Here is a 15647-nt window from a genome sequence, read left to right as displayed (position 1 = left end):
TTTTTACCTTTAATATCTAGAACTTTTCCTGGGACAAGTCATCTTGCGTAATTTCAATTAAACGAATAGTGCCCGAGATCTGGTAAATATTTATCTAAAGGGCAGCTATAAACCATGTAATAGTTTCCTTTTTTTACTGGCATTTAATTCACATAAGTTTTGTTTTATTTTTCACAAATTGCTCTAAATGATATCATGTTCTTGCTTTTGAAACCTTTTGCAAATAGGGCTTTCACTTTGCTGCAATAACATCATTTTAAGATCAATTTGATTTACACATTATTTCACATTCTTTACACTTTTTTAATCATTGTATTACTTATTGATGATAAAATTATCTTTGTAGGCAAGCGTTTTCCATAGCGCTTAAAATAATTTTGATATAAAAAAGGAGATTTTTATGGTAAGTGGTGTTTTTAAAGGTGCTGCTCAAGGCTTTCACAGCTTATTAACCAGTAATGTTAGATTAAAGGACGGTAAAATAATCAAAGTTGCTGTTGACGGTGTCCAACCATATACGGTTGGTTCCTACGCAATACCAACAATGATTAACAGAATTGAAAAAGCAGGCAATACTGATGTTGATGTTGTTACATCAGCTTCAGTAAGCACCTCAGCAATTGTTAATGGCGTAAATAAAGCTTTAGAAGTTGCCCAAGGAAAATTATCTGCAGACGATGCCGTTAATCCTAAAGTAAAACCAAGTAAAAAGCCTAACTATCCGGTTTATGCCAAAGTAAACAATAACAAGTATATCGAATCTCAAGTGCAATTTGATGATACCTATGACGTGATTGTTGTTGGTTCAGGTATCTCCGGATTATCAGCTGCTATTGAAGCCAAAAAGCACGGTAACAGCGTAGTTATTTTTGAAAAAACAGGTATGGTCGGCGGTACCAGTAATTATTCCGCTGGTGTCATTCAAGGTTCTGGCGATAAATATCAAAAAGAATTTACGAAATATCAAAATGACAATCCTGAACTACACGCTCAAGAGTTAATTCAAGCAGGTGAAGGCAGAGTAAATCCTCAGATGATAAAAGAACTAGCTGAAGATTCTGCTAATAACATTGAATGGTTGGCCAGCTTAGGGATAAAGTGGACCTCTGTTTATGGCCACAGAGTCATTCCTTATGAAAACAAAGATTACTTTGCGCAAAGAATTCACGTTTATGAACACGGCGGTGGTTTAGGCAGCGGCTGTGTAATGATTGACGCAGTCAGAAAAGAAGCTGACCGTCTGGGAATAAAGATTTTCTTTGATACTCCTGTAATTAATTTGGTAACCACCAGCTATACTGACAAATCAATTGTTGGCGTAGTAACAAATTGTAAAGGCAAAACTAGTTATTATCGTGCTAATAAAGGAGTAGTCCTGGCTACTGCAGGTATTGACTATAACGAAAAACTAGCCAAAGAATATGCTCCGCAACAATATCGTGATATTAAAAATCATGCCTTGACTAATTCTAAATACGATACTGGTGACGGCATTTTGATGGGATTAGCACTTAACGCCGCAACTGAAGGTTTGGGTGGCTCTATGGATGTTGATTTCAAGAGCAATGTGGGTGCAGCAGATAATCTGCCGACACCACCAATGTTTTACGTAAATGGCAACGGTAAACGTTATGTCAACGAAGATACTACCTACGGCTATCTAACTCGTGCTACCTATCAGCAAGAATTAATTTGGAATAAGCCAACTTGGCAGATCTTCGATTCATCGACTTTTTCTGCTCCATTTTCACCTTGGAAATCTGACGCAGATACGCAAAAAGATATTAATTCCGGTCAAATGTATAAAGCAGACTCAATTGCAGAATTAGCTGCTAAAATCAAAGTACCAGCTGAAAACTTAAAGCGCCAATTAGACACCTGGAATGAGAACGCCGCAAATGGTGCAGATACAGAGTTTGGCCGTAAAGAAGGCTTGCAAGAATTACATGCCCCATTCTATGCTTACGCTCATAAGGACAGCAACTTTGGTGCAATTGGCGGCTTAAAAGTAACTACTAATTATGAGGTAGTTGATCAAGATGACCAAAAGATTGCTCACCTGTATGCTATCGGTTGCAATTCTGGTGGTTGGAACGCAAATTATTACCCATCATCAGGTACTGCCTTAGCCGAAGGGATGCATTCAGGCCGCAGAGTCGGCAAAGTTCTGTCCGGTCTGGTAGAAGAAGTTGGTGTTACTCCTGTAGAAACTGATGTAACAACAGGTTCATCAGAATATTAAAAGACTAATTTTTTAGAAAACTGCAAAAAGTGTTTTTACTAATTTTATTTTAGTAGAAACGCTTTTTATTCATTTACAAGTTTTAATAGACTTACAAATTCTCTTCAAAATATTCATAAAAACTATCTGCGGTTCATGAACAAGCAAGTATAAGCTTTATATTATTAACAGTAAAAATTTTAAAAGTAAAAATTGCTAATTGTAGTAGCATTTATTACTTTTTATTTTATGTTAAGACAAAAAGTAATTTTCCATTTAGCCTTCGTTTTATTTGTTTAAAATAGCAGCCCTTAAATTATCCACATGTTTCTAACTCACAGCATTTTGCACAAACTTATCCACAATCTACAGCCTGTTTAAAAAGTTTTGCACACTATGTGGATAATATGTTTCACGTTTCACGTAATATACTGCTACAACAGCAAAAGATTTCCACAGTTAAAATTGTAAATAAGCAAAACCATCTCAAATTTACTCATTTTTTTGTGTATTTTTCTGTAAATTATATCCACAGCTTGTTAATTCTGAATTCTTTTTGTGCACTTGTGGAAAACATTTTTAATAGATGGTAAAATAAGTTTTGCTTAACGTACGCGGAGGGAATTATTTTGTTTGACATTAATAAATTTTGGCATCATTTCAATAGTGAGATGCGTGAACATTTTAATGAAGTTGCTTATAATGCATGGTTTAAAAATACCAGACCAATTTCCTACAATAAGGATACGCACGAACTAAAAATTGCCGTGCAAAATCCTGTAACCAAAGGATATTGGGAAAAAAATTTAGCTTCGCAATTAATTCAGTCTGCATACGGCTACGCTAATATTGAGGTCATGCCGGTTTTTCAAATTGAAGGTGAAAAAAGTAGTGAACGACTGGTAACACCTAAGCCAAAAAACGAGTCAATATCGGAAAATACACGCCCACAAATGGAAAACGCGTTTGTGCGCAATCTTAAGCTTAATGAAAAGTACACTTTTGACAATTTTGTTCAGGGTGAAGGCAATAAGTTGGCCGCCGGTGCAGCCTTAGCTGTTGCAGACAGTCCCGGCAGCTTTTACAACCCACTTTTTATTTTTGGTGGCGTGGGACTAGGAAAAACACACTTGATGCAAGCTATTGGACATCAAATGCTGGCAGAGCGGCCCAACGCCAAAGTTGTTTATATTCAAAGCGAAACTTTTGTTAATGATTTTATAAACTCAATCAAAAACAAAACCCAAGATCAATTTCGTGCAAAATATCGCACTTGCGACTTGTTACTTGTAGATGATATCCAATTTTTCGCTAAAAAAGAGGGTATCCAAGAAGAATTTTTCCATACTTTTGAGACCCTTTATAATGATCAAAAGCAAATAGTCATGACGAGTGATCGCCTTCCAACTGAAATTCCTGATCTGTCAGAACGGCTGGTATCAAGATTTACTTGGGGCTTGCAAGTTGAAATTACTCCGCCCGATCTAGAGACGCGCATCGCGATTTTACGCAAAAAAGCTGAGGCTGAAAATTTAACAATCGACGACAGCACTTTAGACTACATTGCTTCGCAAGTTGATACTAATATTCGTGAACTCGAGGGGGCTTTGGTAAAAGTACAAGCCCACGCTACAATTGAGCATGAAGATATCAATGTTAATTTGGCTCGCGAAGCATTGGCAGATCTTAAACTAGTTCAAAAGAATCAGGGACTGCAGATTTCTAAAATTCAAGAAGTTGTTGCTAATTATTTCCAAACTTCAACAACTGAGTTGAAAGGAAAAAAGCGGGTCAGGCAAATTGTGGTTCCTAGGCAAATTGCAATGTACTTGTCCCGTGAACTGACTGATTCCAGCCTGCCTAAAATTGGTCAGGAATTTGGCGGTAAAGATCACACAACCGTGATGCATGCTTACGAAAAAATTAGCAGAGAAATTAAAACGAATTCTGATATTAAAACTGCAGTTTTTGACTTAAAGCAAATGCTTGACCGCTAAAAGTTATTAACTGTGGATAAGTAACGAACTTGTACACATTTTCTTAACCGTAATAATTACGTTATTTTAAGAGTCATATAACTTTTCAACAGAAATCACAGGACCTACTAATACTACTAATTAAATATATAATTAATATAAAGGAAACAGACAAAATAACAGGAGGCACCAAATGAAATTTACAGTAAACAGAAATCTTTTCTTAGACAATTTAAACAATGTAATGCATGCAATTTCTTCAAGAGCAACAATTCCCATTCTTAGTGGCATTAAGCTTAACTTAACGGAAACGGAATTACTCTTAATTGGTAGTGACACTGATATTTCAATTGAGATAAAGATACCGGTAAGTGAAGACTTAACTGTTGAATCAACAGGTTCAATTGTCTTACCAGCTCGTTTTTTTAGTGAAATTATTAGAAAATTACCCGGAAAAGAATTTTCATTAGAAGTTAAAGAAAGTTTTCAAACCCAGATTATCTCTGAAAACAGTGAATTTACTATTAATGGCTTAGATGCGAATAACTATCCAAGATTACCGGAAATTCCAGACGAGTCCTCTTTTGTTATTTCGGGAAAAACTTTTCGGGAAATTATCAACGAAACCCAATTTGCAGTGGCAACTCAGGAAAGTCGCTTAGTTTTGACTGGAGTGCACTTTACTTTTAGTCCTGATAAAATCCATGCTGTGGCCACAGACTCGCATAGGTTGTCTAGCCGCGCTTTGACTTTAGAAAATGGGCCACAAACGAAAACAGATCTGATTATTCCTGGAAAAAGTTTACTTGAATTAGCACGAATTATTGGTGAAACCGATCCTGAAATTAAAGTTTGTCCTGGTGAAAATCAAGTACTTTTTGAGATTGGCAATATTCTGTTTTATTCACGCTTACTTGAGGGCAGTTATCCCGATACTGAGCGCTTAATTCCGACTGACAGTACAACAACTGTAGAATTTGATTTAATGGAACTTTCCAGTGCATTAGACCGAGCAAGTCTATTGACGCATGCGGGACGTAATAATGTGGTTGACCTAACATTAGATATAGAAAAACAAAGTGCTAAATTATCTGGTGAGTCAGCAGAAATTGGTAATGTGGAAGAAGACGTTAGTTTTAAAAAACTTGAGGGCAACAATTTAAAGATTTCCTTCAACCCGGATTATCTGCGAGACGCACTAAAAGCCTCAGTAACAGATTCCGTCATCATGGATTTCACGCAGCCGCTACGTCCATTTACTGTCAATCCAGATAAAACTGATATTAATTTTGTTCAATTAATTACACCTGTTAGAACATTTTAATCATTGTCAAACTTAACAAAAAGAAAAAGTCATCAATTGATGGCTTTTTTTCTGGCAGAATTTTTATAATCGACCACAAAAGCTTGCTGGTTTATTTTTGAGGTCAATCACTATGAATTGTTTATTTGAAAAAAATCCGTTTATATGGCTTTATATGGGCTTTTAGTTGTTTTTTGCTTGTGAAACGAATATACTTATTATAGGTATTTAAAGGTTGAAGGTGGTTATGATCAAAGAAATAAAGTTAACGAGTGATTATATTACTCTGGGTCAATTTCTAAAAAAAGAAAGTATCATTTCTTCTGGTGGTCAGGCTAAGTGGTATTTGCAGGACAATCCAGTTTTATTAAACGGAATAAAGGAAAATCGGCGGGGTAAGAAGTTGCGCTCTGGCGATAAACTTGAAGTTAACCAAGAATCTTACGAATTGCGGTAGGTTATGTATCTCAAGCATTTTATCGCTCAAAATTACCGCAATCTGCAGCAATTCGAAGTTGATTTTGATCCTAATGTCAATATTTTTATAGGACAAAATGCGCAAGGCAAAACTAATCTGCTTGAAGCAATTTATTTTTTGGCCTTAACACGGTCCCACCGGACCAGTAATGACAAAGAACTAATTGCTTTTGGTAAAGATTATGCCAATGTTTCTGGGCACATTTATAAAAGTCAAGTTGATTTATCCTTGCGGGTTCTAATTACCACTAAGGGTAAAAAAGTTTGGGTAAATCGAGTTGAACAAGCGAAATTATCCAAGTATGTCGGACAATTAAACGCTATTTTATTTTCTCCTGAAGATTTAGACCTGATTAAAGGTGCACCTAATTTAAGACGACGTTTTATGGATCAAGAATTTGGACAAATTAGTGCGGAATACCTTTATTTTGCCGGCAAGTACAAGCAGGTCTTGCAGCAGAAAAACAATTATTTAAAGCAGTTAGCTAAAGGCGAAGCCCATGACACTATGTTTTTAGAAGTCCTATCAGATCAGCTGGCAGGTGTGGCTGCAGAAGTTATTGTTCGTCGCTTTCAATTCTTAAATTACTTAGATCAATACGCTCGTGATGCCTATGCTCACATTAGTACCAGTGCTGAAAAACTTGAAGTTATCTACCGGCCATCGGTAAAAGAAATTTCGGTAAAAGACAGCGTCGAAGAAGTTTATCATAAAGTATTAAATAATTTTCAAAAAAATCAGAAGCTTGAAATTCTCAAAGGTACGACATTGAGTGGCCCCCACAGGGATGACATTGAATTTGAACTTGACGGTAAAAATGCACATTTGTATGGCTCTCAGGGCCAACAAAGAACTATCGCGCTTAGTATTAAATTAGCTGAGATCCAGCTTGTGCACCAATTAACCGATGAATATCCATTATTACTACTTGATGATGTTATGAGTGAGCTTGATCATAACCGTCAAAGTGCCTTACTTGACTACATTCACGGCAAAACGCAAACATTTATTACGACAACAGATCTTGAGGGTATTTCCTGGGAAATAATTAAGAAGCCGAAAATATACCGCATAAAATCTGGACAAATTTATTTAGAAGAGGGGAAATTGCATGGCAGATAACAACAAAGAAAATCTTAAGCAAATTAAGCAATATGAAAAAGAAGCCGATAAATATAATGCCAGTCAGATTCAGGTCCTAGGCGGACTTGAAGCAGTTCGTAAACGTCCAGGAATGTATATTGGCTCAACTAGTTCTCAGGGTTTGCACCATTTAGTATGGGAAATAATTGATAATGGTATCGATGAAAGTCTAGCCGGTTTTGCCAGTAAGATTGAAGTCACTATCAATGAAGATGGCAGTGTCACTGTTCAAGATGATGGGCGTGGTATTCCGGTAGATATTGAAAAGAAAACCGGGCGGCCAGCTCTTGAAACGGTTTTTACTGTCTTGCATGCAGGCGGTAAATTTGGTGGTGGCGGCTACAAAGTATCTGGCGGTTTGCACGGCGTTGGTGCGTCTGTCGTTAACGCTTTGTCAACTAAACTTGACGTTACAACAATGCGTGATGGTAAAAAGTATTTTATTGACTTTAGTCGTGGTCGCGTAGTTGATGAAATGAAAATGATTGGAAGCGTGCCCTTATCTGAACATGGAACAATAGTACACTTTTTCCCAGATCCTGATATTTTTACTGAAACTACTTCTTTTGATGATAAAATTCTCAAAAATCGTATTCGTGAACTTGCCTTTTTAAACAAAGGCTTGAAATTAACCTTTACCGACAAGAGAAAAGATAGCGCAGAAACCGATGTTTACCACTATGAAGGTGGCATTCAGGAATATGTGTCATTCTTAAACCGTGATACAGAGGTACTATTTGATGAGCCAATCTATGTCGAAGGTAACGACAACGATATTAACGTTGAGGTATCTTTGCAATATACAAAAGGTTATAAAACAACGTTAATGACCTTTGCCAACAACATCCATACTTATGAAGGTGGAATGCATGAGGCAGGGTTCAAGACAGCTTTAACTAGGGTAGTTAATGATTATGCTCATAAGACTAAGCTGTTAAAAGATAATGATGACAACCTTTCCGGAGAAGATATTCGGGAAGGAATGACAGCTGTAGTTTCTGTCAAGCACCCTAACCCGCAATTCGAAGGTCAAACTAAAACTAAATTAGGAAATTCGGATGCTCGAACAGCCGTTGATCATGCTTTTTCTGAAACCTTCAACCGTTTCTTAATGGAAAATCCGCAAGTTGGCCGCAAAATTGTTGAAAAGGCTCAGTTAGCTGAACGTGCTCGGACAGCTGCTAAACGCGCTCGTGAGGTTACACGTAAAAAATCAGGACTAGAAATTGCCAATCTGCCTGGTAAGTTGGCTGACAACACCAGTAATGATCCTAGCATTTCTGAATTATTCATAGTTGAGGGTAACTCGGCTGGCGGTTCTGCTAAACAAGGACGTTCAAGATTAACTCAGGCAATTTTGCCGATCCGTGGTAAAATTCTGAACGTTGAAAAAGCTTCAATGGATCGTATTTTGGCTAACCAAGAAATTCGTTCACTTTTTACAGCTTTAGGTACCGGTTTTGGTGCAGACTTTGATGTTTCTAAGGCTCGTTATCATAAGTTAATCATTATGACAGATGCTGATGTCGATGGGGCTCATATTCGGACCTTGCTCTTAACCCTCTTTTATAATTACATGCGTCCGATGATTGAAAAAGGCTACGTTTATATTGCACGTCCGCCTCTATATCAAGTGCGCCAAGGCAAAGTCGTCAGATATTTAGATACCGACGAAGAATTGCATGACTATTTAGGTAGTTTACAACCAAGTCCTAAGCCACTGGTACAGCGCTATAAGGGACTAGGTGAAATGGATCCGGAACAGCTATGGGATACAACCATGAATCCTGAAAATAGAAGGCTTGACCGTGTCAGCCCAGAATATGCTAAAAATGCCGATGAGGTATTTGAATTGCTGATGGGCAATGAAGTAGGACCGCGGCGCAATTTTATTGAAACTAACGCTAAATACGTTGAAAACTTGGATGCATAGGAGGTTTAAATGGATAACGACAATCAAGGTCAGGATCACAGAATAAGAAACGTTGATTTGACCAGCGTAATGAATAGTTCATTCTTGGATTATGCCATGTCTGTTATCGTAGCACGGGCTTTACCCGATGTACGTGATGGCTTGAAGCCGGTTCAGCGCCGGATTCTTTATGGTATGAGTGAACTAGGAGTTACACCAGATAAACCGTACAAAAAGTCAGCCAGAATCGTTGGGGAAGTCATGGGTAAGTTTCACCCCCATGGTGACTCTTCAATTTATTTAGCGATGGCCCATATGGCACAAGATTTTAGCTACCGCTATATGCTTGTCGACGGACACGGCAACTTTGGTTCTGTTGATGGTGATGAGCCAGCCGCAATGCGTTATACTGAGGCACGTATGAGCAAAATTGCGGTTGAAATGCTGCGCGATATCAATAAAAACACTGTTGATTGGCAACGCAATTATGATGATTCTGAAAACGAACCAGTAGTTCTGCCGGCTAGAATACCAAATCTTTTGGTTAATGGTACTAGTGGTATTGCGGTTGGTATGACTACCAACATTCCACCGCACAATTTATCAGAAGTGATTAAGGGACTGCACATGCTAATGAACAATCCTGATGTCACTACTAAAGAACTAATGAAGGCAATCCCGGGTCCAGATTTTCCTACAGGTGGTACTATCATGGGTCGCGGTGGCATTTATCGCGCCTATGAAACTGGTCGTGGCAATATTGTTGTTCGTGCCAACACTAGTATCGAAACTGAAAAAAGTGGTCGCGAAAGAATAGTTGTTTCTGAAATACCTTACTTAGTTAATAAGGCTGAATTGGTTAAGAAAATTGCTGATTTAGCGCGGGCGAAAACAATTGATGGTATTACTGGTGTGCGGGATGAATCAGATCAAACGGGGATGAGAATCACTATTGATATCCGCCGTGATGCCAGTGCTAGTGTAGTTTTAAATAATTTGTTTAAGCTGACCCAAATGCAGGCTAATTTTGGCATGAATATGGTAGCAATCGTCGATGGTGCACCGCATTTTCTTAGCCTCAAGCAAATGTTGCAATACTACTTGGAACACCAAGAAGATGTTGTTACTCGCAGAACTAAGTTTGAACTGGAAAAGGCTGAAGCCCGGGCTCATATTCTTGAAGGCCTGCAAATTGCTCTTGATCATATTGACGAAATTGTCCATATCATTCGTCAAAGTCAATCAAGCGATATTGCAAAAGCTGCTTTAATCAGTCGCTTTGGTCTTGATGACAAGCAGTCACAAGCTATCTTAGATATGCGGCTGGTACGATTAACCGGTCTTGAACGAGACAAGGTTGAGGCTGAATATAAAGATTTACAAGCCAAGATCGCTGATTATAAAGATATTTTAGCAAAACCAGAGCGCATTAATGAAATCATTTATAATGAATTACTGGATATTCAAAAACGTTTTGGCGATGCTCGCCGGACTAAAATTGGCGCTAGCGAAGTTGTCTCAATTGAAGATGAGGATTTAATTGAAAAACAAGATGTTTTACTAACCTTAACCCATAGTGGCTACATTAAGCGGATGCCAATTAATGAATTTAAGACCCAAAATCGTGGTGGCAAAGGCATTAAAGGCATGGGCGTTAAAGATGGTGACTTTATTGCCAACCTGATTTACTCAAGCACGCATGATATGTTGCTGTTTTTCACCAACAAAGGCAAGGTTTATTCTAAGAAAGCCTATGAAATTCCAGAATTTGGCCGTACCGCTAAAGGATTGCCAATAGTCAACTTGTTGCAACTGGAAAAGGGCGAAAAGATCCAGACAATTGTTAATATTCCTGAAGATGCCGATGACCAGTACCTGTTCTTTATTACTAAGATGGGAACAGTCAAACGGACACATGTCAGTGAATTTGGTAACATCCGCAATAGTGGCCTAATTGCATTGACATTGCGCGATGGCGACGAGTTGAATAATGTTTTGGCTACAGATGGCAAGCAGGATATTTTAATCGGTACTCACTTAGGTTATGCAGTACGTTTTAATGAAAAAAATGTTAGATCAATGGGTCGAACTGCTGCCGGTGTTCGCGGTATTAATTTACGCGAAAATGACTATGTTGTTGGTTCCGGTGTCATTAAAAATAACGATGAAGTGTTAGTCATTTCTGAAAAAGGCTACGGCAAGAGGACAGCTGCTGCTGAATATCCGACAAAGGGTCGTGGCGGCAAAGGTATTAAAACCGCAAATATTACCGAGAAAAATGGTCCGTTGTCAGGAGTAACAGTAATTGATGGCAGTCAGGATATTATGGTTATCACTGATGATGGCATCATGATTCGCTTCAAGACAAATGACGTCTCTCAAACAGGTCGCAGCACTCTCGGTGTGCGCCTGATTAAAGTTAATGACAATAATAAAGTTGCCAGTTTGGCAATTGTTCCTGCTGAAGAAGATCAGGAAGTAGCAGCTTCTGCAGAAACTGATGAAGAGCAAGATTAATTAATAAACAAAAATATTTAAAAAATTATCAGATTATTTTACGTACTTACTAGTAAGAAATAAAAATTTCTTATTGGATCACGTGAAGATAGTTTGGTAATTTTTTGTTTATGTGCTAGAATTAGAGATTGCGAGTAATAAAATTACTCCTTGTTCTTGATTTTTAGCAAGAACCATTTAGTCCAGAAGGAGGTGCACTAGTATGACAACTACTAAGTACGAAATAACTTATATTATCAAGCCTGACATTGATGAGGAATCAAAAAAGGCGTTAGTTGAAAACTATGATAAGGTTATTACCGATAACGGTGGTACGATGGTTGAGTCAAAAGACTGGGAAAAGCGTCATTTCGCATATGAAATTAATAAATATCGTGAGGGATTATATCACGTTATGACTTTCACTGCTGATAATGCTGACGCAGTTAACGAATTTGACCGTTTGTCCAAGATTGATACTGCTGTTTTACGTTCAATGACCGTTAAAGTTGGCTAATTAATAACAAAAATTTTATCGTTTTCGTGATTTAGGAAAGGAAGGACCTAAAGTATGATTAATCGAGTTGTACTTGTTGGCCGTTTAACACGTGATCCTGAATTGCGTACTACTGGGAGTGGAATCTCGGTTGCTACGTTTACTCTTGCTGTAGATCGTCAATATACAAACGCTCAAGGTGAGAGAGGTGCAGATTTTATCAGTTGTGTCATTTGGCGCAAATCTGCAGAAAATTTCTGTAATTTTACGTCTAAAGGTTCACTTGTTGGTATAGATGGCCGAATTCAAACCAGAAGTTACGATAATAAAGACGGGCAAAGAGTATATGTAACTGAAGTTGTCGTTGACAACTTTGCATTACTTGAATCACGTAAAGATCGTGAAGCCCGTGGACAAAATGGTGGTTACACACCAAATAATAATGGCAATTTTGGCAATCAGAATACTAATAATACCCCTAACATGGGAGCATCGAATCAGAATAATTCCGCTAATAATGGACCGGACAATACTCAGGATCCATTTGCAGGTTCAGGTGATACCATTGATATTTCTGATGATGATTTACCATTCTAAATTAACAGAAAGGACCTAGGATATGGCTCAACAAAGAAGAGGCGGCGGCGCTCATCGTCGTCGTAAGGTTGACTACATTGCTGCCAACCATATTGATTACGTTGACTACAAGGACGTTGATTTGTTGAAACGTTTTATCTCTGAAAGAGGTAAAATCTTACCACGTCGTGTCACTGGCACTAGCGCTAAGAATCAACGTAAGGTAGCTAAGGCAATTGAAAGAGCTCGCATTATGGGCTTGTTGCCATTTGTTACTGAAGACTAAGATAAAATTTAAAGTACCCTTTAGATTGGACTATTTCCTATCTGAAGGGTTTTATTATGCTTAAATTATCTAAGCAAGAATAAAAGTAACTAGTTAAATTTTGACAGTTAAAGAGAGTAAAAATAACAAAAAAGTAATGATGGTTAAAACCTGAATATTGTAGAGTTTCTTATCCAGAGAATACAATGTATAATAATAATGATGTATTGTACATTATTTTAGGAAGGACCTTACATGAAAGATTTTTTACGTAAGCTTGAATTTCCTGCTTTTATTAAAGATTCCAGGCTCACGGCCTCAGTCATTATTATTTTAGCGTTATCGCTTTTGGGTAGTATCGTGGCAATGATCATGAACCCATTATTTGGCTTGGCCATGGTTTTGATCTTTATTTTGACTGTAGCATGCGTCGTTTACGGAGCATACATCTTAGCTGGCAATGCGAATAATTTTGCTGTTAGTTTGTCTTATCGGATTAAGCGCAGCGAGCAAGAGGCAATGATCAAAATGCCACTCGGCATTCTGCTTTACGATAAGGACCGGCAAATTCAGTGGGCTAATCCTTACCTGCAACTTTATTTAAAAAATGAAGATTTGATTGGCCATACAATTGCCTCTGTTGATCCTGAACTAGATAAATTGATTGATGAATCATTGAAGGCCAAAACAGCTGAAAATCATGTAGTAAATTGGGATGGTCATCAATTTGAGATGGTTATTCAGGACAATCTCGGTGTTGTTTATTTACTTGATATTACGCGTTATGCCAAAATCGAAGAAAAATACAATAACGAATTATTGGCTATTGGTCAGATTTTTATTGATAATTACGATGAATTAAGCGAAACAATGCATGACCAGGAGCTAACGACTACCAGTGCATATGTTCAGAATACTTTGAGTGATTATGCTAAAAATTTTAATGCCTACCTTAAGCGTATTGATGAAGATCACTTTTTGTTGTTACTGCACATGCAAGATTTGGTTAAAATGGAAAAAGACAAGTTTTCTGTTTTGGATAAAATGCGTTTGGAAACCAGCCGTAATAATACGCCTCTAACTTTGTCAATTGGTATTGCTTTTGGCAGCAGCTTAATTACCGAGTTAGCTGATCAAGCGCAGTCAAACCTTGACCTCGCGTTAGGCAGGGGCGGCGATCAAGTTGTTCTCAGTCAACCAGGCAAGGCTGCTCGTTTCTTTGGTGGTAAATCGAATCCGATGGAGAAAAGAACCAGAGTTAGAGCCAGAATGGTTTCGCAGGCGATTAGTGAGCTGTTCAAAGAGGCAGACCGAGTTTTTGTAGTTGGTCATGCCAGCCCTGACATGGACTCAATCGGCAGTGGCATTGGCGTTGTTAAAATCGCACGTCTGCATCATGTGAAGGCAAATTTTGTCTTAGATGTTAATAAAACCAATTATGATGTCAGCCGTTTAGTTGCTAAAATGGAAAAGGTAAAGGGAGATAATGATATTTTTATTGCTCCTGGGGATGCCTTGGAAGCAGTGACTGACAAGTCCATGTTGGTTATGGTTGATCACTCGAAATACTCTATTACTTATGCAAAAGAATTATATGATCGGTTAAGAGATAGAATTATTGTCATTGATCATCACCGTCGCGGTGAAGAATTTCCTGAAAATCCAATGCTGACATATGTTGAACCTTATGCCTCATCAGCCTGTGAACTGGTGACTGAAATGGTGGAATACCAGCAGCCTAGTTCTGGTAAGCGCGTTTTAACAGATCTTGACGCTACGGCAATGCTGGCAGGAATTACAGTTGATTCGAAAGAATTTTCTTTGCGTACTGGTACTCGGACGTTTGATGCTGCCAGTTACTTGCGGTCGATCGGTGCAAGCACGATGGGTGTTAGTGAACTGCTGAAAGAAGATATAGACAGTTTTTTGCAGCGTACCCGTTTGGTCAGCAGCTTAAAAATGATCAAGCCCAAAATGGCTGTTTTATGCGGTCCAGATGATAAGGAAATTGATCCTATTATCACGGCTCAAGCTGCAGATACGGCTCTTGATTTAGAAAATGTTGAAGCCAGTTTTGCAATCACCAGGCGGAATAAGGATACAATTGGTATATCTGCTCGTTCAATGGGTGATATTAATGTCCAGGTAATTATGGAGAAACTTGGCGGCGGTGGCCATTTGTCTAATGCAGCTACCCAAATTAAAGGAATATCTGTTCAGGAGGCACTTGCCAAATTGATGGATGCGGTAGATACTTATGAACAAGAAAATGAATAAAAGGAGAGCACAATGAAAGTTATTTTTACTAAAGATGTTAAAGGCCGGGGCAAACGCGGTGAAGTTAAAAATGTTCCTGATGGTTATGCCCAAAACTTTTTATTTAAGAGGGGCTTAGCCAAAGCTGCTACTAAAGCAAATATGCATACTTTGGAAAGAGTTGCTGCTAACGAAAAGGCAACTTATGAAGCTGAAAAAGCTGAAGCTGAAAAAATTAAGACCGAACTAGATAAGGATGAAACAGTAGTTAACTTTAAGTCTAAAGCCGGTTCAGATTCTAGATTGTTTGGCTCGATTTCTGGTAAAAAAATTGTCGAGGGCTTAGAAAAGCAATTTGGTATTAAGATTGACAAACGCAAATTAAACCTGCCTGAACCAATTAAATCGTTGGGCTACACCAATGTACCAGTTAAGTTATTTAAGGGCGTAGAAGGTAAGATCCGCGTCCATGTTACTGAACAGGATTAGCCTTTAGTTGAATTCTGAAAAAAGTGGGCGTGATTA

General features: G+C 38.1%; 12 protein-coding genes. All 12 read left to right on the top strand.

Annotated features, from left to right (window positions below; genetic code table 11):
- The first annotated feature begins 400 nt into the window (after positions 1 to 400).
- The 12 genes from AAA926_RS04795 (at position 401) to rplI (ending at position 15611) form a co-directional block, all read left to right on the top strand.
- A complete protein-coding gene (locus AAA926_RS04795; RefSeq protein WP_338211997.1) occupies positions 401 to 2242 on the top strand; it encodes an FAD-dependent oxidoreductase in 1842 nt (613 codons plus the stop codon).
- 608 nt (positions 2243 to 2850) lie between these two features.
- Complete coding sequence (dnaA, locus tag AAA926_RS04790; protein ID WP_198180706.1) at positions 2851 to 4218, top strand: chromosomal replication initiator protein DnaA; 1368 nt, start codon at positions 2851 to 2853, stop codon at positions 4216 to 4218.
- Between the two features lie 172 nt (positions 4219 to 4390).
- The gene (gene dnaN, locus AAA926_RS04785) at positions 4391 to 5521 is read left to right on the top strand and encodes a DNA polymerase III subunit beta (protein WP_338211996.1); all 1131 of its coding nucleotides are present in this window, start codon (positions 4391 to 4393) and stop codon (positions 5519 to 5521) included.
- Positions 5522 to 5747: 226 nt separating this feature from the next.
- Positions 5748 to 5957 (top strand): S4 domain-containing protein YaaA, encoded by a 210-nt coding sequence (yaaA, locus tag AAA926_RS04780; protein WP_198180708.1) that lies wholly within the window; start codon positions 5748 to 5750, stop codon positions 5955 to 5957.
- A gap of 3 nt (positions 5958 to 5960) precedes the next feature.
- A complete protein-coding gene (recF, locus tag AAA926_RS04775) occupies positions 5961 to 7100 on the top strand; it encodes a DNA replication/repair protein RecF (protein ID WP_338211995.1) in 1140 nt (379 codons plus the stop codon).
- Entirely contained in the window at positions 7090 to 9054 is a 1965-nt protein-coding gene (gyrB, locus tag AAA926_RS04770) for a DNA topoisomerase (ATP-hydrolyzing) subunit B (RefSeq protein WP_198180710.1), read from the top strand. Before recF ends, gyrB begins: the two co-directional genes overlap by 11 nt.
- A gap of 9 nt (positions 9055 to 9063) precedes the next feature.
- Entirely contained in the window at positions 9064 to 11550 is a 2487-nt protein-coding gene (gyrA, locus tag AAA926_RS04765) for a DNA gyrase subunit A (protein ID WP_198180711.1), read from the top strand.
- Between the two features lie 202 nt (positions 11551 to 11752).
- Positions 11753 to 12046 carry a 30S ribosomal protein S6 gene (rpsF, locus tag AAA926_RS04760; protein WP_034978626.1) on the top strand — a complete coding sequence of 98 codons (294 nt, stop codon included), beginning with the start codon at positions 11753 to 11755 and terminating at the stop codon, positions 12044 to 12046.
- Positions 12047 to 12100: 54 nt separating this feature from the next.
- The gene (ssb, locus tag AAA926_RS04755) at positions 12101 to 12622 is read left to right on the top strand and encodes a single-stranded DNA-binding protein (RefSeq protein WP_198180712.1); all 522 of its coding nucleotides are present in this window, start codon (positions 12101 to 12103) and stop codon (positions 12620 to 12622) included.
- Positions 12623 to 12644: 22 nt separating this feature from the next.
- Positions 12645 to 12887 carry a 30S ribosomal protein S18 gene (gene rpsR / locus AAA926_RS04750; protein ID WP_046331327.1) on the top strand — a complete coding sequence of 81 codons (243 nt, stop codon included), beginning with the start codon at positions 12645 to 12647 and terminating at the stop codon, positions 12885 to 12887.
- 234 nt (positions 12888 to 13121) lie between these two features.
- A complete protein-coding gene (locus tag AAA926_RS04745; RefSeq protein WP_338211994.1) occupies positions 13122 to 15143 on the top strand; it encodes a DHH family phosphoesterase in 2022 nt (673 codons plus the stop codon).
- A gap of 12 nt (positions 15144 to 15155) precedes the next feature.
- Positions 15156 to 15611 carry a 50S ribosomal protein L9 gene (gene rplI, locus AAA926_RS04740; protein WP_034978644.1) on the top strand — a complete coding sequence of 152 codons (456 nt, stop codon included), beginning with the start codon at positions 15156 to 15158 and terminating at the stop codon, positions 15609 to 15611.
- Positions 15612 to 15647: the final 36 nt, after the last annotated feature.

The sequence above is a fragment of the Lactobacillus juensis genome (assembly GCF_036246285.1).
In the GTDB taxonomy this organism is placed as follows: Bacteria; Bacillota; Bacilli; order Lactobacillales; family Lactobacillaceae; genus Lactobacillus; species Lactobacillus juensis.
Note: the sequence above shows the minus strand (reverse complement) of the source record. Positions and strands in the feature narration are given on the sequence as shown.